The sequence below is a fragment of the Stenotrophomonas sp. YJH_SMC_130 genome, from assembly GCF_059369035.1.
In genome coordinates, this window is record NZ_JCAFSH010000003.1 from 352,714 (window position 1) to 376,808 (window position 24,095).

At 64.9% G+C, this 24,095-nt stretch carries 11 protein-coding genes and 1 pseudogene; 6 read left to right on the forward strand and 6 right to left on the reverse strand.

What is annotated here, in order from left to right:
* Nucleotide 1: 1 nt before the first annotated feature.
* From AC5P5V_RS08045 to AC5P5V_RS08060, 4 genes are all read right to left on the reverse strand, one after another.
* On the reverse strand, nt 2–4,717 hold the full coding sequence (locus AC5P5V_RS08045; protein WP_423181102.1) for an RHS repeat-associated core domain-containing protein: 4,716 nt from the start codon (nt 4,715–4,717) through the stop codon (nt 2–4).
* Nucleotides 4,718–5,036: 319 nt separating this feature from the next.
* Nucleotides 5,037–6,392: a Gfo/Idh/MocA family protein gene (locus AC5P5V_RS08050; RefSeq protein WP_134968249.1), complete on the reverse strand. Its 1,356-nt coding sequence runs from the start codon at nt 6,390–6,392 to the stop codon at nt 5,037–5,039.
* Nucleotides 6,393–6,457: 65 nt separating this feature from the next.
* The gene (locus tag AC5P5V_RS08055; RefSeq protein WP_231352369.1) at nt 6,458–9,433 is read right to left on the reverse strand and encodes a TonB-dependent receptor; all 2,976 of its coding nucleotides are present in this window, start codon (nt 9,431–9,433) and stop codon (nt 6,458–6,460) included.
* 134 nt (nt 9,434–9,567) lie between these two features.
* A complete protein-coding gene (locus tag AC5P5V_RS08060; RefSeq protein WP_231352370.1) occupies nt 9,568–12,927 on the reverse strand; it encodes a TIM-barrel domain-containing protein in 3,360 nt (1,119 codons plus the stop codon).
* A gap of 322 nt (nt 12,928–13,249) precedes the next feature.
* On the opposite strand from AC5P5V_RS08060, the gene AC5P5V_RS08065 reads away from it, so the two are divergent.
* The 6 genes from AC5P5V_RS08065 to AC5P5V_RS08090 all read left to right on the forward strand — a co-directional run bounded on the left by AC5P5V_RS08065 (nt 13,250) and on the right by AC5P5V_RS08090 (nt 20,588).
* Complete coding sequence (locus AC5P5V_RS08065; protein ID WP_231352371.1) at nt 13,250–14,404, forward strand: SIS domain-containing protein; 1,155 nt, start codon at nt 13,250–13,252, stop codon at nt 14,402–14,404.
* Nucleotides 14,397–15,335, forward strand: coding sequence for an ROK family protein (locus AC5P5V_RS08070; protein ID WP_134968250.1), 939 nt, complete (start codon nt 14,397–14,399; stop codon nt 15,333–15,335). Before AC5P5V_RS08065 ends, AC5P5V_RS08070 begins: the two co-directional genes overlap by 8 nt.
* Nucleotides 15,336–15,351: 16 nt before the next feature.
* Complete coding sequence (locus tag AC5P5V_RS08075) at nt 15,352–16,686, forward strand: D-tagatose-bisphosphate aldolase, class II, non-catalytic subunit (RefSeq protein WP_231352372.1); 1,335 nt, start codon at nt 15,352–15,354, stop codon at nt 16,684–16,686.
* A 33-nt stretch (nt 16,687–16,719) separates the two neighbouring features.
* Entirely contained in the window at nt 16,720–17,496 is a 777-nt protein-coding gene (locus tag AC5P5V_RS08080) for a DeoR family transcriptional regulator (RefSeq protein ID WP_049417055.1), read from the forward strand.
* Nucleotides 17,493–18,608 carry an N-acetylglucosamine-6-phosphate deacetylase gene (gene nagA, locus AC5P5V_RS08085; protein WP_134968251.1) on the forward strand — a complete coding sequence of 372 codons (1,116 nt, stop codon included), beginning with the start codon at nt 17,493–17,495 and terminating at the stop codon, nt 18,606–18,608. Before AC5P5V_RS08080 ends, nagA begins: the two co-directional genes overlap by 4 nt.
* Nucleotides 18,609–18,800: 192 nt before the next feature.
* Entirely contained in the window at nt 18,801–20,588 is a 1,788-nt protein-coding gene (locus AC5P5V_RS08090) for an MFS transporter (RefSeq protein ID WP_231352373.1), read from the forward strand.
* Between the two features lie 541 nt (nt 20,589–21,129).
* Here AC5P5V_RS08090 and AC5P5V_RS08095 read toward each other — a convergent pair.
* Both AC5P5V_RS08095 and AC5P5V_RS08100 read right to left on the reverse strand, forming a co-directional pair.
* On the reverse strand, nt 21,130–21,372 hold the full coding sequence (locus tag AC5P5V_RS08095) for a DUF4926 domain-containing protein (protein WP_198422618.1): 243 nt from the start codon (nt 21,370–21,372) through the stop codon (nt 21,130–21,132).
* Nucleotides 21,373–22,685: 1,313 nt separating this feature from the next.
* A pseudogene (locus tag AC5P5V_RS08100) lies at nt 22,686–24,095 on the reverse strand (hypothetical protein); the annotation flags it as partial.

Here is a 24,095-nt window from a genome sequence, read left to right on the forward strand (position 1 = left end):
CTCACCTCTTCGGCCAATCACTTACCGGAACCCCCGATTTTCTGACCCCACTTTCCCATTCGTGAACATGCGGATTTCCTTGGCCATGATCGTGCCCTCTGTCCACGTCGAACTTGGGACTTCCATCGTCCCCATAGTAACGAGACTGCTTGCCTGTCGGGTGATCTGACCATGTATTCGGCTCACCACTTGCCGGCAAGCCGCGCTGGCCCGGAATTGGACAAGCTGAGCCATCCTCACTCTTGTTCATCATCAACCCAGGGAAGACAAGGTCCTTGGATTTCGACAACGCAATGAGTGCATTGGCCACTATCGATTCTGCAATTTTCTCTGGATAGATATATAACCCAGGCGGTTCGTTGCGACCGTAATTGGGAAGGTCCGGGTTTTGCTGCTGGAGCTGACCGTCTCCGCCCCCGTAGTAGCCTCCTGGGGGCGAGCGGACGGCACGGGCAATCGAAGACTGCAACCCAAATGGGTCCAGGAACGATGCAACATTGGAGTTCGCGTACACGTAACTGCCCCCCCCCCCCATCAACCCAATCGGATCACTCTGCGAATACCGCCCCACAGCCGGGTCGTATTCACGCTGGTAGTTGTAGAACAACCCACTCGCATCCGTCGCCTGCTGGCCCGGGAAGCGCAGCGCCAGCTCGAACGCCACACCATCCCCATCCGGATCAGCGCTCGGAATCTGGTTGCCGAACACCTCGCTCTTGTTGCTCCACTCCCAGATCGCCACATCACGCACCGGATCGATCACCACGCGCGGCGTGCCCAGATGATCCGGCTGCACGTAGGCCAGTTCCGGCACGCCGGCGCTCGGCACGCTGATCAAAGCCACCGGGTAGTTGTCCAGCCAGATGGCCTGCTGCTGCGCCTGGCCCGTAGCCGAGTAGTTGCCCAGCCACTGCCCTGCTTCGTCGTACAGGGTGATCTGCGCTGCGCCACTACCCGGGGTACGCAGTACGCGCTCGCCGCGGTGGTTGTAACCGTAGCTTTCCAGCACGGCATCGCCCTGCTTCACCGCGTTCATGCGGTTGGCATCGCTGTAGGTGAACGTCTTGCTGCCGATGCTGGTGGTATTGCCCACCGCGTCATGGTTGCGCGCTTCGCCGTCCACGGCGGTCAGCCGGTGGCTGGTTGCGGGATAGGTGTAGCTGGCGGTGCCTGCCGAGGTGGTCAGCGCGGTGCGATTGCCGGTGGCGTCGTAGGCATAGGTTTCAATCGGCGTGCCTGTCGTCCCGTCCTGGGTCTGGGTCAGGCGACCCAGCGCGTCGTAGGCGTACTTGGCCAGCACCGACGAGCCTGCGCCGCTCTTCAGCTCGGTGATCGAACCGACGGGATCGTAGCCATAGCCCAGTGACAGACCGCCTGCCGCGGGGTCATGCACCGCCTGCGGGCGGTAATCCAGATCCAGCGGACGCTGCAGCTGGCGGCCGTTGCCGTAGGTCCAGCCGGTCGCCGGGCCGAAGGCCGCATAGGTCACGTTGTTCACCACGATCTGGCGTGCCTGGCCGGGCCGGGTCAGGCCGATCTGGCTGATGCGCCCTTGGATATCACGCACGTAGTCGGCCACGCTGCCGTCAGGGTAGGTCAACGCAGTCAGACGGCCCGACTTGCTGTAGGCGTAGCGCAGCGTGCTGGTGACACCATTGATCGTCTGCACTTTACGGGTGACCTGGCCGAAGCGGTCGTGGCAGTACTGGGTGCTGCCATTGGCATGCAGCACCTGACCCACGCGCCCCTTGGCAAAGCGCTCGTCGGCGGCACAGGCAGTCGGTGCCACGTCATAGCTGTAGCCCACGTCCAGATTGGGGTCTGGATAGGCAATGCCGATCAGGCGATTGAGCGCATCGTAGTGATAGGTGGCAGTGACGCCACGCGCGTCGGTGGCCGTCTTGCGGTTGCCGGCGGCGTCCACGGTGAAGCTGCTGGCGCCACTGTCCGGGCTGACCTGCCCGGTCAGATCACCGAACCCGTTGTAGGCGTAGGTGGTGTGCAGGCCCTTCGGGTCGGTGACCTGGGTGACCTGGTCCAGCGCGTTGTACTGGCTGCGGATCTCCGCCGCGACGCCGCCCACGTCCTGCAGGGTCTGCGCCAGGCGGTTCAGCGGGTCGTACTGCTGGCTGGTCACGCGCTGCAGGGCATCGGTCACCGTCTGTGGGTTGCCGTTGGCATCGTAGGCAAAGCCGGTGGCGTGGTTGCCCGCATCCTTCAGCGCGGTCAGCTGGCCAAGCGTGTTGAACGTCCGCGCCAGGGTACGGCGCAGGGTGCCGCCTGCATCCAGCGTGTCTTCCTTGAGGCGGTTGCCGGCGTTGTCCAATGCGTAGTGGATCGTGTTGCCGCTGTTGTCCGCAATATCGGTCAAGCGCTGGGCGGCGTCATAGACATAGGTGACACTGCTGCCGTCCGGCTCGGTGACCTGCTGCACCTGGCCGGTCGGCCAGTAGCTGATCTGGGTCACCCGGTCCTCGGCTGTGGTGGCACCGCGCACGGTGACCGAGGTCGGCCAGCCGCGCGCATGGTAGGTGTAATCGGTGACCACGCCGTTGGCATCCTTGACCGACAACGGCCGCCCGAACGCGTCGTAGGCCAAGGTCTCGACCGTCTGGCCCAGCGCATTGGTCACGCTGCGCAGGTCGCCCTTGCGATAACTGCAGGCACCACTGGTCGCGCATCCCGCGTCGTCCGCGGTGTAGTAGGCATAGGTGGAGACATCCGCCACATCACTGCGTGGGCCATCCACGCTACGCAGCAGTCCCACCAGCGGGCACTCCGGCCCTTCGGCCTCACAGTAGGTCTGCGTGGTGATGCGGGTGTCATCGGTTACCCTGTCGCGCACGGTGATGGTGGTTGGCTGGAGGCGTGCATTGCGCGCGACGCGGACCTCACGGTTACCGACGGTCTGCTGCACCAGCCGATTGCTGTCCATGGCCACGCGCGTTTCGCTGATGCGCTGGTCCGGAGTACCGGCCGCTTCGGTGGTGGTGGTCACACTGACAGCACCTGCGACAGCGTCGCTGGCCTCGGCATAGGCGTAGTTGGTAACAACGCCACGGCGATCGGTCACCGACTGAAGCCGACGCCGGAAATCGGTGCCCTCGGGCAGATAGGTGCGACTGATGCTGCCGTTGCTCTCGGTGATGCCGTTGACCTTGCGCGGAAGGCCACTGGTGCCGCTGGCGGTCAACGCGTAGGTGCTCTGCTTGCCCAGTGCGTCGGTGACGATGGTGGTGCCTGCCGGCGTGTACTCCAGGCGCACGCCATCAATGCCCACGTCGGCTTGACTGCAATCGCCGGAATGGCGGCTGCAGGTGACCCGCCCCTTGGCGTCGTAGCCGTACCAGCTGTAGCGCCGGGTGTCTTCGGCGGTCACGCCGGTCAGGTAGCCCGGGAAGCGGGCGTCCTCATAGTGATACGTACGGCTGGCACCGTCTGCATAGGTCGCGGTGATCAGTTCCCCGGCCGGGGAGTAGGCGTAGCTCACCACAGGCTGGCCGGCGATCACCAGGGCCGAGATCAGTGAATCGTCGCCTGGCGCGAGGTACTGGACGTCCACGCGTCGGCCGGTTGAATGGGTGATGCTGAGCAGGCGGCCGCGGCTGTCGTGTGCATAGGTCAGCGAAGTACCGTCTTCAAAATCGCGGCGCTGCATCAAGCCATCAGCATCAAAATAAATGCGCTCTCCGGCACGTGAAAGTTGCCAGTTGGTGCCCTGCTGGACCGCGCGATCGCCGCTTCCGTCCATGGCTTCGTAGCTTGCCCCCACTTTCTGGAATGCGGTCTGCCCGCCATCGGCGCCGATCAGCCCAACTTTCAGTTCGGAGCTGGGAGGGAAGGTGGAATCGTCTACGCCTGCGGTAAGCCGCAGATTGTGGGAATGGGTCCAGCCCGTACCCAACGCGCCGCCCGCCGTGCTCGTCAGGGAGTGATAGTGGCGTTGGAAGCTCACCCATCCAAGGTTGAAATCCGGCTCAGGCTGGGATTTATCGCCAGTGGTCGGATCACACGGGTTACCAACAGGACACTGCTGCGGCGGCAGCGGCCCGCTTGTATAGGAGAGCATGGGCGACATGTGCGGCTCGTCCTGCTGGACCAGGGAGCACATCTGCAGGGCCTCATTCCACGTCAGGGACGGTCGATTCGGACAAAGCGCCGTTCTGGCCCGGCGCACACGCTCCCACCCCACTATCGACGAGCATTCTTGAGTGCTCTGATGATAGAAGTTCAAGGTGTAATGGAAATCCTTCTCCTCGTTGGTGACGCTACCGTCGTCGCCCCTGCCAAGTCCGAGGAGCTCCACCCAAGGATCCTCCGTGAGTGAAGTCGCCGGGCACTGCGGGTCGCTGACGCGGGTAGCGAGGATCACGCTACGAATCTGATCTTCGGATGAGTACTCCTGCCCTGAGTGGATGTAGACCCAGTCGGTAGTAACGATCTTCTCGGGTCTCACCCGGTAATCGTAGATGACCTTCTTTCCAAGGACGCGTTGGCGTTTGACATGCCAATCGAAGGGTTTGTCCTTTTCGTACTGGGAAAAGAGCGACTTGATGTCCTTCTGCACCGCCGCTTCGGTGGCTCGCGGCTGGCCCATCGACAGGTAGCTCTCCCATTTCTTCTGCACCTCCTGCGCCTGCGCAGCCCAAGGAGCCAAGCTCCCCAGCGCGATCATCGCCAGTGCGGCACACGAAATGGTCTTCAGTCGTTCCAACATCCCTGTTCTCCTTCCTGGACAAGCACAGCACCGGCAGGAACGAGAACGTGGGGCGGTTGCCTCACCACGTCATGCTTCGGATCGTCCCTGGTCCGGAATGCGGTCTGACCGCATGGGGGACGTTATCTCCGATGTCGTTTACACATTCAAGTCAGAAACTGTGGAGTGGGTCGGATTTCAGAGTTTTCTGATTCAGGGGGGGGGAACGTGTCGGAAATTCAGCCGAGCGTGGGCTCGGCTCTACAAGGCGAATGCCTCCAGAAACAGAAACACCGGGCAGTGCCCGGCGTCTCCGTCACAGCGTGGAAGGGTGTAAACCTCAATACCTCCCGTCGAACGCGAAGATCGGCTTGCGCGTCTTCCACGCACCAGCAGTAAAGTCCGGGAACTCCAGCGTCTGGAAGCTGTTGGCGATCGACTGCTCGCTCAACGGGGTGATCGCACTCCAGGTCACTGCGTCGTAGATGTCGATCGGCATCGGTGCCTTGGCCTTCAGTGCTTCTACAAATGCATGGATGACGAACCAGTCCATGCCGCCGTGGCCGGCGCTGGCGGCGGTGTCGGCATTCTGCTTCCACAGCGGGTGTTCGTACTCATCCTGGTACTTCTTGAACTCTTCCCACTGGTGCGGCGGGCTGCGGCCTTCGATGTGGATCGAATGGTTCACGTCCATCCACAGGCCCTTGGTGCCCTGCACGCGGAAGCCCATCGAGTACGGGCGCGGCAGCGAGGTGTCGTGCTGCAGCAGAATGGTCTCGCCGTTCTCGCACGCCAGCGTGGTGGTGACGATGTCGCCCAGCTTGAACTTCACCTGGGTACTGGGGTGGGTGGTGCCACCACTCTTGGCCACGGTGTATTCGTGCAGGCCGCGTGCCTTGGTCGCGAAGGCATTGATGTGGGTGAAGCGGTTGCCGCGGTTGATGCCGGTGTACATCGCGCACGGGCCGATGCCGTGGCTGGGGTAGAGCTCGCCGTTGCGCTCCACCGAATGCTCGGTGCGCCAGCGGGCTTCGCTCCAGCCCTTGGGCCCGAACTCCACGCCGCTGTCGTAGGGCTGGTCCGGATCGCCGGAATTGAACTTCACGCCGCGCAGGTCGTGCTGGTAGCCGGCCTGCAGATGCACCAGTTCGCCGAACAGGCCCTGGCGCACCATCTGCAACGCCGCCATCACGTCGCGGCGGTAGCAGACGTTCTCCAGCAGCATGTACGGGGTGCCGGTGCTCAGCTGGGTCTTCAGCACGTCCCAGTGGTCCTGCAGGGTGATGCCGGCCACCACTTCACAGCCCACGGCCACGCCGGCCTGCATCGCGGCAATCGCCATCGGTGCGTGGTACTCCCACGGCGTGGCGATGATCACGCCATCGATGCCCTTCTGTTCCAGCAGGCGCTTCCACGCGTTGGTATCACGATCCTGGCCATAGGTCTTCGGCGCGGGCTTGCCGGCCTTCGCCACCATCTCTGTGGCACGGCCCAGCATGATCGGCTCGATGTCGCACAGGGCAACCACTTCGACGTCGTCGCGACGTACCAGCTCCTTCAGCAGCACCAGCCCGCGCATGCCGGTACCGATCATGGCCAGGCGCACCTTGCGCCCGCGTGCCCATGCCGGGGTCTGCGGCAGCAGGCTGCTGGCGGCGACAGCGGCACTGACCGCGATGAATTCCCTACGCTTCATGGCAAACATCTCTCCTCTTGGCAGCGTGCCGGCCGCAGCCGGCACGCCAGGTCACGCAAACGGAATTACTTGAACCGGTAGCCGATGGTCACACTGTAACCGCGACCGAAGATGGTGGCGTAGTCACTGGAGTCACCCAGGAAGCTGTTCGGATCGTAGAACGGCAGGCGGTTGAACAGGTTCTTGACGGTGAAGCTCAGGTTCCACGCATCGTCCGGGCGCCAGGTGACGCTCATGTTGGCAGTCCACCACGACGGTGCACCATCGCACTTGCTCTTCTGCAGGGCCAGGTAGCCGCCGGTGCAGGTTTCCTTGTTGTTGCTCTCTTCGTCGATCTGGTCGGTGGCCCACTTGGTGCCACCCACGTAGTTGACGAACATGCTGGTGGTCACCTGCTTGTAGGTCCAGTCTGCATTGAGCGTGGCACGCAGGCGCGGGTTGTTGTAGTAGCCCACCACGTCGCCGTAGTACCAGCCGTTCTCCGCGTCCATATAGAAGCGGTTGCGGTTGGCGATGGTGGCGGCCAGGCCGATGTTCAGGCTGCCCCAGTCGCCCAGCGAGAAGCGGCTGCGCGCGTCGATGTCGAAGCCGTCGATCAGCGTCTTGCCGCGGTTCTTGTACTGGCCGACCACGCTGGCCACGTTGCCGGCGGAGTAGCCCGGCAGGGTGGCCGGGCAGCTCACGCCGCTGGCCGGGTCGGCGCACATCGCCGCCAACTGGGCAAGATTGGCACGGTCGCTGTCGGTGATCGGCGAGCGCGACATCGAGATGATGTCTTCCATGCGGCGGTAGTCCGGCGCGACGATTTCGTTGTCACGGTAGATGAACCAGTAGTCGGCCGACACCGACAGCCAGGTTGCCGGCTCGTAGACGAAGCCGAGGGTGGCGATCTTCGCCTTCTCAGGCTTCAGATCCTTGTTCGGCTGGGTCATGCGCGCCACGGTGCGGCTGCAGTCGACGTTCAGCAGGGTCTTGCCGAGGTCGACGTCACCCGGCCGCTGCGACTTCAGCAGCAGGTTGGCGATGGCGTTGGTCTCGCCGCAGCGCAGTTCGTCACGGAAGCCACCGAGCTGTGCGAACACGCCGCCGTTGCCGGACTCGGCCAGGCTCGGTGCGCGGAAGCCGGTGGAATAGGTGCCGCGCAGCATCAGCTGATCGAACGCCTGGTACTTGAAGCCGATCTTCGGCGCCACGTTGGCACTGAAGCTCGGGTACTTGTCCACGCGCACCGCCGCATCCAGTTCCAGCTTGTCGGTGATCGGTGCCACGGTCTCGGCAAACAGCGCGTAGGTGTTGCGCTTGCCGTCGAACCACGAGCCGCCCTGCTGGGTGATCAGGCCATTGGCCGCATCGGCGTTGCCCGGGGTGTAGAAGGTCTCACGGCTGGCGTTGAAACCGAACGCGGCGCGCATCTCGCCCGCCGGCAGCTGGAACAGCGGTCCTTCGATCTTGCCGTCCAGGGTATGCAGGCGGGTCCACGACTGGATGTCGAAGGTCGGGAACGCTTCACGGATCAACGCGGCATTGGCTTCGCTGATCTCGCCGAACTTGTACGCCGGGTGGTCGGAGATGATCACCCGACCGGTACCAGGATCGATCGTGTACGGCCCGAACGCCTTCTCGAAGCCCTTGGTGTTGACGTTGATCGTCTGGTAGGTGGTGGAGTGGGTACCGGCGCTGGCGAAGGCGGTCTCCCAGTTCCAGTCACCGCGGTTGCCACGCGCACCGGCCAGCACGCGGTAGCTCTTGTCGGTATTGCGCTGGCCGAAGTAGTTCGGGCCGGCATCCTGCAGCAGGTAGTTCAGGCCGACCACGCCGCCCATCATGGCCTTCAACTGCGGGCTGGCGTGGTTGTACTCGTTGTTCGGGCCCAGGAACGGGTACAGGAACTGGTTGACGGTGTTGCCGGTGTTGCGCGAGAACCAGCTGGTCGGGTTGCCAGTCGTGGTGCCATAGGTGCGCGGCGTGCCGCCGTTGGCGCGCAGGTCGATGTCGGTGTAGGTCGCCTCGGCGAAGATCTCGGTGTTGTCACCGACCAGGAAGGTGCCGTTGAGGTAGGCGGTGTTGCGCTCGGACTTGGCGCCGGCATCGATCTCGTTGTTCATCCAGGTTTCCCAGACGCAACGCGGGCCGGCCGCTTCACTGGTCAGCACGTTCTTGCAGCCCGGCGCAGCTTCCTGCACGCGGCGGCCGGTGACCGGATCGAAGGCGAAGTAGGTGCCCGGGTTGAACTCGCCCGGCTTGCTGCCCACGCCCAGGCGCAGGTTGTTGAGGTAGTTCGGGTTGTTGACGTAGTACTGGTCCGGACGCTTGTCGTAGAAATCGCTCAGCGGAATCGCGTCGCGACGGTACATGTTGACCGCGCCATAGATATTGAAGCGGTTCTCGGCCAGGTCACCGAAGCCGGCGGTGATGCTGGCCTGGCGCTCACCGTAGGAATCGATGCGCGAGGAGGTGTCGTTGGTGAAGCTGATCTCGGCACCCTGGAAGTTGCGCTTGGTGATCACGTTGATCACGCCGGCCACCGCGTCGGTACCGTACACGGCCGACGCGCCGTCGGTCAGCACTTCCATGCGCTCGATGGCCGCCGCCGGAATCGCATCGATGTTGACGAACTGGGTCTGGAAGCCGGCCGGCGCACCGTAGTACGACAGGCGGCGACCGTTCAGCAGCACCAGCGTGCCCTGTGCGCCGAGCCCGCGCAGGTTGGCCTGCGAGGCACCATCGGAACCGGTGAACAGCGAGCGCGCATCCTGCTGCGCAGGGCGTGCGGCCGGCAGGTTGTCGAGCACCTGCAGCAGCGTGCGCGCACCCATGTTCTGGATGTCCTGCTTGCTGATCACCTGCACCGGCGAGGCGGTTTCAACGTCGGTGCGGCGGATGTTGGAGCCGGTGACCTCGATGCGGGCCAGGTCGGTGGCGTTGTCCTTGCTCTCCTGGGCGAAGGCAGGAGCGGCAAGCGAGAACAGCGCGCCGGCAATGGCCAGCGTCAGCGGAGCGATCGAGCGGCAGGGGGGGCGGTGGTGGCGGGCGGGCAACATCGGGGTTCTCTCCTGGCAGGGGTGCGGCGCAACTGAGTGAGCGCGTGGGCGTTCGGCGGGCAAAACGCTCCCGGGCCACGGCCATGAGGGCCGTAGTCGGGATGGGGCGGGGGAGGAGCGGTGTTACGTGGGGGTCATGGGGCGACGATGCTGGCGGAGTCGCCCTCCTGGCCGATCAGTACGGCGTTGGCCCAGTTGGCACAGACCTGGGCGGGTTGGCTGCCCTGCGCACCCAGCGTGCGCAGGCTCAGGGTGGAAAGGCCACGGATGTCCAGCTCCGGCTTGACCACGCCGGGCGCCTTCACCAGGCCGCTGTCGTACAGCAGGCGGTTGTCGCCCCATACCTGGAACTGCAGGCCGCCGGCGTTGCGGCAGGCGTCGTCGATGCCGAGGTCGGCACGCAGCAGGTGCCAGCCGCCCTGCAGGCGCAGGTCGATGCGGCTGTTGGCGCCGACCCCCAGGCCACGGCGGAACTGCAGGCCGTTCATGCGCATGCCGGCGTCGCCACGGAAGGACTGGTCGGTACGCAGCTGGCTGGCCAGCGCGGCCGGCACCGGCAGCTCGGAGAGATAGCGCTGCCGGGCCGGTCGCTCCGGTTCCTGGTGTTCGAGGATGTGGAAGGTGGACAGTGCGATCGGGCCGACGTCGCGCGGCTGCAACGCATCGAAGGCGCGGGCACTGCCCTGTGCTGCCGTCACCATCGGGTCGGTGCTGCTGGCGCCGTCGCCTTCCGGGTTCTGCACGCTCAGGACGCGGAAGCGCAGCAGGCGGCCGGCATGGGCCGGGAAGTCGATGCGTTGCACGCCTTGCTTCAGCTGCAGGCGGCCACGGGTGATCGGCTCGCCCCACTCGCCATTGCTGTCGCCCAGGTACACCTCGTAATCGCGCACCTGGCCGTGCTTCCAGTTCTTGTCGTTGCGCGGCGCGATGTCGATGCCATCAATCATCCTGCGCTCGCCGAAGCCGATCACCCACTCGTGCGCGCCGGTGCGCACGGCCTGGTTGCGCACGCTGCGGAACCAGGTGTTGGGATCATCATCGAAGGCGTTCTCCAGCGCATGGCCGGGCTCCTCGGCCGGGCGGTTGACCACCAGCAGGCTGTCTGCGGGCAGTTCGCGGCCCAGCACCGGCGCGGCCGGATAGGCATCGTCGGCGGCCGCAGCGGCCACCGCGAAGTCCAGCTGCAGCTGCAGCGGCTGGCGGATGTCCTGTGTGGCCGTGCGCACATGCAGCGTGCCGCGGCGCTCCCGCGCGTCGAAGTACCAGCCCTCGTTGGCGCTGTTGAAGGCGGCGGCATCGGCCAGCGCCGGCAAGGCGCGGCCACCGGCCTGCACTGCACGCGGCGCCTGCCGGCTGAGCACACGCAGGCCGTAGCGGCGCTGCGCCAGCTGGCCGTTGTACTGGCCCTGCACCGCGTCGATCTGCACCTGCACCGGGCCGCTGCCCTGCGCCGGCGCCTGCACGCGGATCTGCTGCGTGCTCGACTCGCCCTGCTGGTAACGGCGCGTGTTGCCATCGTCTTCGTACAACGTGTACTGCGAATCGCCCTGCGGGTACAGGTCGAAGGTCACTTCATCGAGCGGCTTTTCGCCATCGAACAGCATCGACGGGTACATCGGCAGGATCGCGCCGGCACGCACGAACACCGGCAGCGTGGCCAGGTCCACCTGGCGGTCCAGCTGGCGGCCGTCGGCACCGGCCTGCACGCGGCGGCCGTCCCAGTAGTCGATCCACCCCCCGGCCGGCAGGTGGATATCGCGGCGCCAGCCACGGCTGGCGGCCTGGCTGCGGTACACCGGCGCCACCAGCAGGTCGCGGCCGAGCAGGAACTGGTACTTGTAGATCTCATCCTGTGCATGCGGGTCGCGCGGGTAGTCCCACATCAGCCCCCGCACCGGCGGTGCGCCGGTCTGCGCGGCCTCGCGCACCAGCCCGTACATGTACGGGGTCAGGCGCATCTTCAACTTCAGGTAATCGCGGTTGATGCTGCGGTACGGCTCGTCGTACCACCACGGGTGCTTGCGCGCATTCGACGACCAGCCGCTCATGCCCATCAGCACCGGCGTGAACGCCTTCCACTGCAGGTCGCGGGTGAAGGTCTCGGCGCTGCCGCCGAAGATTGCATCGACGTCGCCACTGGCGTAGGCCATGCCGGACAGGCCCGAACCGACCAGGGTCGGCACGTGCCAGCGGATGTAATCCCAGCTGCTGCTCTGGTCGCCGGTCCACGCGACGGCGTAGCGCTGGATACCGGCCCAGCCCATCACCGTCCACAGGAACGGGCGCGAATCGGAATTGTCGAGGATGCCGTTGAACGCCTGGCGGTTGGCGTCCATCGCGAACTGGTAGCCCTTGCCGGTCCAGGCCACGTCCAGCTTCTGCACGCGGCTGCCGGCCTTGCCCACTTCCCAGGCGATCTTGTCGACGCCGTTCTCGGTCCACAGTCCGGTGCGGAAACCGTAGCCGGCCAGCCCCTTCACGGTTTCCGGCAACTGCTTGTAACCGCAGCCGTAGCCGTCGTTGGGCAGAATCCAGCCACCGGGCATGTCGTGCTCGCGGTACTGCTTGGCCACGCTGTCGATCACATCCGGCGTGGTGCCGGTCGGGCCGTCGCTCCAGCCCTCGGGCACGGTGCCGGGCTTCCTGCTGTTGTCGCCGTCGTTGTAGCAGTCGGCATCGCCATAGGACAGCGCCCAGCGCGCCACCATGTTCGGGCGGCCGGTCAGCTGAGTGTAGCGCTCGATCAGCTTGGGCAGGTCGGCGCCGACGAAGTAGTACGCGTCGAAACGGTCTTCGCGATGCAGCAGCGTGGCCTGATCGGGCTGGCGCAGGTCGTAGCTGCCATCGCTCCAGGTATTGCGCAGCATGCCCCAGCCACGGCTGCTCAGCAGCATCGGTGCAGGGCTGGGGCGGTCGCCCTCTTCCCAGCCGCCGGAATAGGACACTTCCAGCTCGCGGCCCTTGAACTGGTAACGGCCGTTCTGCTGGCCGCCCCCGAAGTAGCCCTCATCGGCCTGCGAGGACAGCACCTGCACGCTCTGCGTGGCCTCCAGGTCCAGCGGCTGCAGTTCCTGCCACAGCGCGGTGGGTTGGCCGTTGTCCAGACGTTCCAGGCGCAGGCGCAGCGGCTGCCGCTGCACATGCAGGACCAGTGCGTCGGTACGCACGCGGATTTCCTGCGCGTCTTCTTCCAGCTGCGCCTGCACGTTCGCCTTGGGCTGCGGCAGCACGATCGGTGCGGCCTTGTCGCCGGCCCCGGTCAACGTGCCGTTGCGGCCGGCCTGCACGCGGATGATGTCGGTCGCCGGCAGTTCAATGCGGATGCGCGCTCCCTTGTCGGTCTGCAGGTCCCAGCCCTGCACGCCATCGCGGCTGGCGCTGGCGCTGACCGACCGCAGGTTGCCGACCGGCTCGGCCCGGGCCGTCATGGACGCCAGCATCAAGGCCGGCATCAGGGCCAGCATCAGCGGCGAGCGACGAACGCAGTTTTCCACGCGGACTCCCAACCCGTTCACCGGGCGTTTCGAAAGCGACTGGGCCGACTCTAGGGCAGCGATTCGAAAGATGTCAACAAATTGAAAGGAAAAAGGAAGATATATTCCATTGAAACGAAAGTTGTTGCGTCGCAATACTTTGTGTAAGCGCTTGCAGGTGCCTGTTAAGCATTGTGCGATACGGCATCCGGCCCGTTCTTTCGTTTCCCCGAGCACTCCCTGGCGGGAAAAGCCACCACGCCATTTTCTTTCTTTTTACTTTCGCTATTTGACATTTCGAAAGAAAACGCAGATGGTGCGCTGGCCCAACTGGAACCTCCGAATGGACGTCACCCTGCTTTCCGATGTGTCCGCCTGGCAGCGCCTTGGCGGAGCCGATACCGCTACCGAAATCGCCCAGCAGCCTGCGCTGTGGGAAGCCCTTGCACAGGACCTGTCGCGTGCCCGCGACCGCCTGCAGGCCTTCCTCGGCGACAGCCTCAACGATCCCAACCAGCGCGTGCTGTTCACCGGCGCCGGCAGCTCCGGCTTCATCGCCGAGATGGTGGCCGATGCGATCAACGCGCAGTGGCCGGCCGAGGTGCGCGTGGTGCACACCACCAGCCTGCTGACCCATCCGGCGCTGTACCTGCAGCGCGACCGCCCCACCCTGCTGGTCTCGTTTGGCCGCAGTGGTTCCAGTCCGGAAAGCGTGGCCGCGGTGGACCGCGTGCGCAGCGACGTGGACGACGCGCACTTCCTCGATATCACCTGCAACGCCGATGGCGAACTGGCCCGCCGTGGCGCCGGCCGTGCCGATACCTGCACCCTGCTGATGCCCTCGGCAAGCTGCGATCGTGCCTTCGCCATGACCAGCAGCCTGACCTGCATGCTGCTGGCGGCACTGACGGTGTTCGATCGCTCGCCGTGGGATGCGCGCGTGGCGCGCCTGAAGCAGATCGCCGCGCTGGCCCGCGAAGGCCAGGCGCAGTGGGACGCACCAGTGGCAACGCTTGCGCAGCGCCCGTTCAACCGCGTGATCTACCTTGGCAGCGGGCCGCTGGAAGCGCTGGCCCGCGAGTGTGCACTGAAGGTGCTGGAGCTGACCGCTGGCCGCGTTCTGGCGCTGGCCAACACGCCGCTGGGCTTCCGTCACGGCCCCAAGTCGACGCTGGATGGCAACACCCTAGTGGTGGTGCTGCGCAGCGTGCAGCCGCTCGCGCGCCGCTACGAGCAGGACCTGCTGGAAGAACTGCGCCGCGATGGCGTGGCCGGGCAGGTGCTGGCGATCGGTCCGCATTCGGATATCGGCGCCGATGACGATTACACCCTCACCGTACCGGCGCTGGACGATCCGTGGCTGGCACCGGTGTGGCTGGGCTTCGCGCAGCTGTTCGCGCTGCAGCGCTCGGCCGCGCTGGGACTGACCCCGGACAACCCGTTCCCGGACGGCACCGTCAACCGCGTCGTCAAGGGCGTCACCATCCACCATGGCTGAGCTGATCGCCCACGCCTGCTATGGCATCGACATCGGCGGCACCAAGATCGAGCTGGTGGCGTGCGATGCGGCGATGCAGGTCACCTGGCGCCGCCGCGTGGCCACGCCGCAGGGCGACTACGATGGTTTCCTGCAGGCCGTGGTGACGCTGGTGGCCGAGGCCGACGCCGCGCTGGGCCGGAATGATGCGGCCATCGGCATTGCCCTGCCCGGCGTGCGTGACCGCCGCAGCGGCCGCCAGCTCAGCGCGAACGTGCCTGCACTGACCGGCCAATGCGTGGCGCAGGATCTGCAGGCACGCCTGCAGCGCCCGCTGCACTTCGGCAACGATCTGCAGTGCTTTGCCCTGTCGGAAGCGCACGGCGGCGCCGCCGACGGCTACCCCAGCATGTTCGGCGCCATCCTCGGCACCGGTGCCGGCGGTGGCTTCTGTCTGCAGGGCCGGCTGCTGTCCGGCTTCAACGGTCTGGCCGGCGAATGGGGCCACTGTAGCGTGCCCGGCCATCTGCTGCAGCGCCATGGCCTGCCGCTGCTGGACTGCGGCTGCGGCCTGCAGGGCTGCGTGGAGCGCTATGTGTCCGGCAGCGGATTGGCCATGATCGAACGCCACCTCGGAGGCAGCGCCGTCGATGCCAGTGCGGTGATCACGCTGGCCGAAGCCGGCGATGCCCGCGCGCGCAAGGCGCTGGACATCCATCGTGATCTGCTCGGCCACAGCCTGGCCGCGCTGGTGCTGGCGCTGGACCCGCACGTGATCGTGCTCGGCGGCGGACTCTCGCAGTACGCGCCGCTGTACCAGCAGCTGCCGGCCGCCATCGCCACCCATCTGTTCAATGGCGTGCAGGTCCCGCCGATCGTGCCGCCACGGTTCGGCGATGCCGGTGGCGCACGTGGCGCTGCCCTGCTCGCCTGCCAACCCTCGTTTTCCTGATCTCCGGAGCCTGACCATGTCCCCGTTGCAGACCCTGCTTGCTTCCCACCGCGCCGGCGCCAACGTCGGCCTGTACAGCGTCTGCTGCAGCAACGAGCAGGTGCTGCGCGCGGCCATGCACGTCGCCCTGGCGCATGGCACCGTGCTGCTGATCGAGGCCACCTCCAACCAGGTCGACCAGTTCGGCGGCTACACCGGCATGACCCCGCCGCAGTACCGCGACTACGTGGGCACGCTGGCCGATGAAGAAGGCTTCCCGCGCGAGCGGCTGATGCTGGGCGGCGACCACCTCGGCCCGAATGCCTGGCAGAAGCGCCCGGCGGCCGAAGCGATGACCCACGCGCGCGTGCTGATCGAGGCCTACGTCGCCGCCGGTTTCCACAAGATCCATCTGGATTGCAGCATGTCCTGCGCCGATGATCCGGTGCCGCTGCCCGATGCCATCGTCGCCGCGCGCTCGGCCGAGCTGGCCGAAATCGCCGAGCGCACCGCCGCCGAACATGGCCTGCCGCCGCCGGTCTACGTGATCGGTACCGAAGTGCCGATTCCCGGAGGCGAAGCCTCGCTGGCCGAGGGCCTGCAGGTGACCACGCCGGCCGCCGCCGCGCAGACCCTGGCCATCCACCGGCAGGCCTTCGATACCTCGCAGTTGCGCGATGCGTGGCAGCGTGTGATCGCGATGGTGGTGCAGCCGGGCGTGGACTTCGACCACAGCAGCGTGCACGAGTACGACGCCTCCGCTGCCAGTACGCTGGCCGATTTCCTCGAACAGCAGCCACGCATCGTGTTCGAAGCGCACTCCACCGACTACCAGCGCGAGAGCGGCCTGCACGCGCTGGTGCGCGACCACTTCGCCATCCTCAAGGTCGGGCCCGCGGCCACCTTCGCCTACCGCGAAGCGCTGTTCGCGCTGGCCGCGATCGAGGCCGAACTGCTGCCGGCGGCACAGTGCTCGCGCCTGCCGCAGGTGCTGGACGAGGTGATGGTGGCGCAGCCGAAGTACTGGCAGTCCTACTACCAGGGCGATGACGCCGCGCTGCGCCTGCTGCGCAGTTACTCCTTCAGCGACCGCTGCCGTTACTACTGGGGCGAGCCCGCGCTGGTGCAGGCGGTGCAGACCCTGTTCGCCAACCTGGAACAGAACGCGCCGCCACTGGTGCTGCTCAGCCAGTACCTGCCGGAGCAGTACCGCGCCGTGCGTGAGGGCACGCTGGCCAACACCCCCACCGCGCTGGTGCAGCACCGCATCGGCCTGTGCCTGGGCGAGTACGCGCGCGCCTGCAGCGCCAACCAGGCCGGAACCCGCACGCAGAACGCAGGTTCGGCTGCCGCAGTTGCTGCGAACGGCTAATCTCTACCTTTCCCCGCGAAACCGAGAATGGCCATGCGCAACACCCGCTCCCGCCGGCAACAGATCCTGCAGCTGCTGATCGAGCACGGCTCGGTGCAGGTGGCCGATCTGGTCGAGCGTTTCGGCGTGTCGGCGGTGACCATCCGTGCCGACCTGACCCACTTCGAGTCGCAGGGGCTGGCCAACCGCACCCACGGCGGCGCCACCCTGGTGCGCACGCCGCCGCAGGAACAGGACATCCATGAGAAGGACGCGCTGAACCTGCCGTTGAAGGAATCGATCGGTGCGCGCGCTGCGCGCCTGGTGCAGCCGGGCGACAACATCATCATCGATTCCGGTTCGACCACGATGACGCTGGCCCGCCACCTGCGCGCGCATCGCGACGTGACGGTGATGACCAATGGCCTGAACATCGCCTGGGAACTGGCCAATGCCGCGGGCATCACCGTGCTGCTGACCGGTGGCCTGCTGCGCCAGCAGTCGCTGTCGCTGCAGGGCAGCCAGGCCGAGGCCAGCCTCAACTCGTACAGCTTCGACACCCTGTTCCTGGGCGTGGATGGCCTGGACCTGCAGTTCGGCCTGACCACCCACGACGAGGCCGAAGCCCGCCTCAACCACCGCATGGTCGAGCGTGCGCGCCGCATCGTGGTGCTGACCGACGCCTCCAAGTTCGGCCGCGTCAGCCTGCACCGCATCGCCCGCCTGGACCAGATCCACGCCATCATCACCGATGCCGGTATCGACGACGCAACCCGCGAAGGGCTGCAGCGGCTGGGCATCGAAGTGATCATCGCCGAGCCTCCCGCATGACCGACGCCCGTTCCCTGCACGGCCGCATCCTCACCCCGCTGGGCTGGCGGCGTGGCCAGGTCCACTTCGATTCACACGTGCGCCAGCTGCAGGTGGATGACCACAGTGGTGCTGACGACCTGCAGCTGCCGGTCATCCTGCCCGGCTTCATCGACCTGCATGTACACGGTGCGGCCGGGGTGGACCTGATGCAGGGCGGCGACGTGGCGCGCACCATCGCACGCACCCATCTGCGCTTCGGTACCACCACACTGCTGGCGACCACCATGACCGCCGGCCTGGATGAGATCGAGCACGCGCTGCAGGGCGTGGCTGCGGCGATGGCGGCGCCCGATGCCGACGCCGCCAGCATCGTCGGCGTGCATCTGGAAGGACCATTCATCAGCCCGCAGCGCCTGGGTGCACAGCCCAACCGTACGATCGAGGCGACGCTGGCGCTGGTGCGGCAACTGCACGCACTCGCGCCGATCCGGGTGATGACGCTGGCTCCGGAAATCGGCGAGCACACCGCACTGATACCCGCGCTGGCGGCAATGGGCATCCGCGTGCAGCTCGGCCACAGCGCCGGCACCTACGAGGAAGGCGTGGCCGCGCTGCAGGCCGGTGCCTCCGGCTTCACCCATCTGTTCAACGGCATGACCGGCGTCGATCACTATCACCCGGGCATCGCGGCGGCAGCACTGGCGCATGCACAGTACGCCGAGATCATTCCCGACCTGCAGCACATCCATCCCGGCGTGATCCGCCTGGCCGCGCGCGCGATCCCGCGCCTGTATGCGGTGACCGACGCGACGGCCGCCACCGGCATGCCCGACGGCGAGTACGCGCTGGGCGAGCAGCGCGTGCACAAGTGCGGCGGCTGCGTGCGACTGGCCACGGGTTCACTGGCCGGCAGCGCGCTGACCATGGACCAGGCGCTGCGCAACCTGGTGCGCGTGGGCCTGGAGCTGGCCGACGCCTCGCAACGTGTTTCCACCTTCCCGGCCGACTACCTGGGCCTGGGCGATCGCGGCCGCATCGCGCCCGACGCCCGCGCCGACCTGGTGGTACTGGACGCCGAACTGCACCTGAAGCAGGTGGTGGTTGGCGGGCGCGTGATTGATCTGAGCTGACGCAAGCGATGCGGCCCGGATGCCGCGCGGGCTCCCTGTGGTGCCGAGCCATGCTCGGCTCACCGCGCGAAGCGCGGCATGGGGAACCTCGATATCGGAACGGAAAGCAGCCGGGCATGGCTCGGCTCTACAGAATGCACTCTGCGACGAACCGCCGCCGGGCCTGGCCCGGCGCTACCACAGGAACTGCCGATGACCGCAAGCACCGCTCCGCGCTGGCCCGTACGCTACCTGCTCTTCATCGGCGGCCTCGGTGGCCTGCTGTACGGCATCGACATCGGCATCATCGCCGGCGCCCTGCCCTATCTTGAAGCGACTGCCAGCCACGCCTGGCAGCTCAGCAGCCAGCAGCTCGGCTTCGTGGTGGCCGCGGTACTGCTGGGCAGCGTGCTGTCGTCGCTGTTCGCCGGCATGATCGCCGACCTGATCGGCCGCCGCGGCGCGATGCTGCTGGCCGGCCTGCTGTTCACCGCCTCGATTCCGATCATGGCGCTGGCCTCCGGTTACACGCCGCTGCTGCTGGGCCGCCTGCTGCAGGGCATCAGTGGCGGTTTGATCGGTGTAGTGATTCCGCTGTACCTGGCCGAAGTCCTCAGCCCCGAGCGACGCGGGCGCGGCGCCGCGATGTTCCAGCTGCTGCTGACCGTTGGCCTGGTGCTGGCAGCCCTGATCGGCCTGTACCACGCCCACGCCGTGGATGCCGCCGCCGAAGCCGTGCGCTCGCTGCCGCTGGCACAGCAGGCGCAGGAGCTGTTCACGGTGAAGGACCACGCCTGGCGCACCATCTTCTGGACCTGCCTGGCGCCGGGCCTGCTGTTCTGCGCGGGCATCTTCTGGCTGTCCGAATCGCCACGCTGGCTGGTACGCCGGGGCCGCATTGATGAAGCCCGCCGCAGCCTGCATCGCGTACTGCCCGCTGCCGATGTGGAGCCCACCCTTGCGCAGATCCAGGCGCCGGAATCGAGCAGCAGCGACAGCAAGCGCGACCCGCTGCTCAGCCGCCGCTACGTGGTGCCGTTCCTGCTCGCCTGCGTCGTGCTGGCCTGCACCCAGGCCACCGGCATCAACTCGGTGCTGGCGTACGCGGTGAACATCCTCAATCAGGCCGGCCTGTCCGGTTCAGTGGCCAACGGCGCCGACGTGGCGATCAAGCTGCTGAATGCGGTGATGACCGTGGTCGCGTTGCTGCTGGTCGACCGCAAGGGCCGCAAGTTCCTGCTGATGCTCGGCAGTGGTGGCATCTGCGTGGCGCTGCTGGCCGCGGCCACGCTGTTCTTCCAGGCCGAGCGCGGTCGCGCTGATGTGCAGCCGCAGCTGCAGGCGGCGGTCAACTGCGACGGCCTGCAGCTGGTGCTGGATGATGCGCAGTGGCAGCGCCTGGGCGCGGGGATCGACCGCGAAGGGCGGCCGATGCAGCTGACCGTCTCCTATGCCTACGGTGATTTCACCAACGTGCGCGCCGTGCGTAGCGACAACCTGATTGATCGCGAACTGCGTATCGACCGCACCGGCACCGTACAGCCAGACAGCGTGATCGGCGCATTCTTCCGCAAGTTGCATCTGAACCCGTTCGCCGACCCGGCCAGTGCCGCGCAGGCGCCGCTGCGCATCGAACAGGCGCGCATCGGCCCGGTGCCGCCACCGGCACACGGCTGGGCGGTGGCCGCCTGCATCCTGGTGTTCGTCGCGTTCTTCGCGGTCGGCCCCGGCGTGTGCGTGTGGCTGGCGCTGTCGGAACTGATGCCGAACCGCATCCGCTCCAACGGCATGAGCATCGCACTGCTGATCAACCAGTTCGTGTCCACCACCATCGCCGCCATCTTCCTGCCCGCGGTGGGCCACTACGGCTACGCCAGCATGTTCGTGTTCTGGGCGGCGTGCACCTTCGTGTTCTTCTTGGTAGCCGCGTTCTGGCTGCCGGAGACCAAGGGCAAGTCACTGGAGGAGATCGAGGCACGGTTCGCGGGAAAGCGGGGCTGACAGCGCCTGCAGCTCAGGTTGCCCTTGTTGCTCTCGAGGAATTCCGAGATCGCGATCTTGGCCTTCTCCGCACCGGCAGCACTCACCGCGCCCTTCAGCGCATCCGCACCACCCAATGCGGCCATCGCTGCACCGGCCATGCCGTGCAGCAGCGCGCGGCCATTGCCGCCGTCGGCCCAGAACGCCTTGCCTTCCTCGGTCTCCGCCTTCTGGCTCAGGTAGCCGCCCAGGTCACCCACGCCCTTGAACAGCAGCTGCCCACCCAGCTGCATCACCTCGGCACGCTCCTGCATCTTGCGCAGGTCAACGGCCGACAGCGCGCTGTTCAGGTCACCGGCAGTGGCGACGATGCTGAAGTAGCCCTGGCTGCGGATGGTGCGGTCCACCGCCAACTGGTCGTCGCTGGTCTGGCTGGCACTGGAGCTGGAGGAACCGATGCCGATGTGCAGGCTCACGCCGTCGGTGGCGTCGGAAGCCCCTGCTGCATGGCGTCGCCCACGCCAGCGGCGACATTGGCCGCTAAGGCGACATCGACGAGCTACTACATCACGATCTCAAACTGCGATGGCCGCAGTGCAACCTGTACAGTTGAGGCGCCATGCTCGTCGCAAAACTCAACCTCATAGGCCTCCTCTGGCTCGGAGAAGAGGGCAACCACTACCCCGGTACTGCCACGACAAATCTCCTCCGAAGGAATGTCTTCTAGCAGGCGCACGACATCATTTGTTTCCACAGGCATATAAACTACCTCGAAGGCGCACATCTGATCTAATTCAGACATCATTCTCGCTCTCAATGCATCTCCCGCCTCGTCAAAAGTCCAATTCTGCGGAATGCCATGGCGAAGTGCATAGTCCAGATCACTGGCAGAAAAACTGAAGGATCGCAGCTACGTTTTACGCAAAGCCCATCATCGACACTTCAAATCAGGCTCAAATATAACCATGGCCTCTGAATTTTAGCCATAGATAGCAAAGACAACGCGGACTCCCGCCTCTGAACCATCCCGTACGACCTCGCGAAAGGGGAAATGCGACCATCCCTTTACGGCAGCGGGATCATGGCAAGGTTCGTAACACACTCTAGTTGAGAGGTGCCGTCCGGCTGGAGACCATAAACTCATTACGCGTGAGCGCACAGCACCCACCAGCACTCCAAAAGTGAAAGCAAGGCTCAAGATCAATATTGATTTCAAACAGCGGTCCAGCAATATACCAAGCCAAACAATAATCAGCAGCCAACCCATAAAGCGCCTCAAGCAGGGCGTACATCTGATCTGAATCAGATACTTTGCTCGCCCTCAATGCATCTCCAACGTCATCAAAAATCCAGTGCTGCGGAATGTCTTGGCGAAGCGCAGAGTCCAGATCATCGGCCCGAAACAAATATCACACTCGCACCAGCACAGATCTCGGAGATCTCTACATCACCGATCTCCCTTCATATTGACGCCTGCGCGCTCAGCCATTCACGCCCAAGCCGCACAATTCCATCTCTAGATGCAAATGATGCGAGCAAAAGATAAAAAGAGTCCTCGATCGCCCCGGATGAAACTACTTGCGCAGCCCTAAATGCAAGAATATGAGTAGATCTACACCGCCCCCAGAACAAGCCTATTAAAACGTTCAAGTTCCGAAGGACTTACATCCTGATACTCACAATTCAATCCCGAACCACAAACAAAGCCGATACGTTCACTATATGCGGCATATACCGAACCAGAGCTATCCACTGATGAGAACACATCCAAGGAGGGGCTACTCAGTTCCGATCCACACCAGGAAATGATTGCGCCCCCCTCAACAAACCATTCCAGTGATCGCCTAATGCATATCAACCACTCGTCCTCATCAGGCCAGGAATTTATCTTAACTTCGGCGGACAAATTGCTCATACCTTGCCCCTCCCACTCCCTGAATCTCACATCGACGCGACCACTCCATATGTCCTCAAACGAGGCACTATTCTTGCCAAATTCGCCAATCGAACCACAACTCCAATACCCGTAGAAAATAATTCCGCATACCTCCTCCTGATAAACAAAACGACCAGACTGGTCTGGAATGGCCCAATATATTCCGAGGCTGCCTTTCGTTATCATAGTCCGAAATTCTTGATCTGCTGCGGGGATGGCTTGATCACTGTAACAATATCTCCAGCCGCTATCTTGCCGCGAGGCTCCTTCGCCACAAAGATAACAACGTCCTCTCCGTTAATTTTCCCATAAAAGCCTTTAACCGGCTGCCCGCCTTGAACCATTACGTGATCAAAAGTTTTTATTGGTTTTGTAAGAATAGCCCGCCCAATATCCTGAAATGCCTGCCGAGCGGCTTTTGACCCAGAATTCTCCGTAATTATTCCAGCTTCAATCAAATGCCTGGCAGAGTGATCAATTCGACCGATGTTGGAGAGCGGCAGATTTACGACATCATTAGCGAATGCTACATGCCCTTCTTTGGCAGCTTCGCTAGCCGCATTCTGTACCGACTTCAGGATCTCCTCAGATTTGAGCACACCCTGCTTGGTCGCGGCCCCGGCGATCTCCGCACCCACTTCACCAACGATCTTCGCCCCGGGCAACCGCACCGGGATCAGGAACGTCGCTGCGCCGATGGCAGCACCGTTGCCGTCGCCCTTGGCTACGCTGGCGATCACGCTACCAGCGGCGCCAATGTCGCCACTGAAGGTCCCCATCATCGTCCAGCCGTCACCACCCCGGATCTTCGTTCCGCGGAGGTTGTTCAGATCATAGAATTTGAGCTGCAGGGCATCCTTGGATACGCCGGAGGACTGCAGGGATCCGATGACCTGCCCGTACAGCGCATCGTTGTTGAGAAGCTCGTTGCCATAGAGATTGAAGTTGTTGTACTCAGCCTCCGTCGCGGTGAACCCGTACGTCCCACCCATCTTGCTCAGGAACGCGGTTGCTTCGAGATCAACGTTCTCGTTGCCCACCAACCGGTTGACCTTTGCATCAACACGCGCGGCACCTTCCGTGGTCAGCCTGCGTACCGCCTCTGCTTCGCTGATACCTTCCTGGGCGGCGAACGCGGCAGCATTCATGTTGATCCACTTCACCTCATCCGGATGCAGCTGCCGATTGAACCGATCCCCGGTCACGGCAATGTTGGCGCCCGTGCTTCCACCCAGAGCCCCGCCCACCATCGCGCTGCCAACTTCCATCAGCGACTGGTAGTCCTCCCAGCTCAGGTTGCCCTTGTTGCTCTCGAGGAATTCCGAGATCGCGATCTTGGCCTTCTCCGCACCAGCAGCACTCACCGCGCCGTTCAGCGCATCCGCACCACCCAATGCGGCCATCGCTGCACCGGCCATGCCGTGCAGCAGCGCGCGGCCGTTGCCGCCGTCGGCCCAGAACGCCTTGCCTTCTTCGGTCTCCGCCTTCTGGCTCAGGTAGCCGCCCAGGTCACCCACGCCCTTGAACAGCAGCTGCCCACCCAGCTGCATCACCTCGGCACGCTCCTGCATCTTGCGCAGGTCAACGGCCGA

Bases quoted from the DNA above. Each gene is read 5' to 3' on its own strand.
- AC5P5V_RS08065 (WP_231352371.1), top strand. From the start codon at position 13,250: ATGGACGTCACCCTGCTTTCCGATGTGTCCGCCTGGCAGCGCCTTGGC.
- AC5P5V_RS08070 (WP_134968250.1), top strand. From the start codon at position 14,397: ATGGCTGAGCTGATCGCCCACGCCTGCTATGGCATCGACATCGGCGGC.
- AC5P5V_RS08050 (WP_134968249.1), bottom strand. From the start codon at position 6,392: ATGAAGCGTAGGGAATTCATCGCGGTCAGTGCCGCTGTCGCCGCCAGC.
- AC5P5V_RS08080 (WP_049417055.1), top strand. From the start codon at position 16,720: ATGCGCAACACCCGCTCCCGCCGGCAACAGATCCTGCAGCTGCTGATC.
- AC5P5V_RS08045 (WP_423181102.1), bottom strand. From the start codon at position 4,717: ATGTTGGAACGACTGAAGACCATTTCGTGTGCCGCACTGGCGATGATC.
- AC5P5V_RS08090 (WP_231352373.1), top strand. From the start codon at position 18,801: ATGACCGCAAGCACCGCTCCGCGCTGGCCCGTACGCTACCTGCTCTTC.
- AC5P5V_RS08075 (WP_231352372.1), top strand. From the start codon at position 15,352: ATGTCCCCGTTGCAGACCCTGCTTGCTTCCCACCGCGCCGGCGCCAAC.
- nagA (WP_134968251.1), top strand. From the start codon at position 17,493: ATGACCGACGCCCGTTCCCTGCACGGCCGCATCCTCACCCCGCTGGGC.
- AC5P5V_RS08095 (WP_198422618.1), bottom strand. From the start codon at position 21,372: ATGATGTCTGAATTAGATCAGATGTGCGCCTTCGAGGTAGTTTATATG.
- AC5P5V_RS08055 (WP_231352369.1), bottom strand. From the start codon at position 9,433: ATGTTGCCCGCCCGCCACCACCGCCCCCCCTGCCGCTCGATCGCTCCG.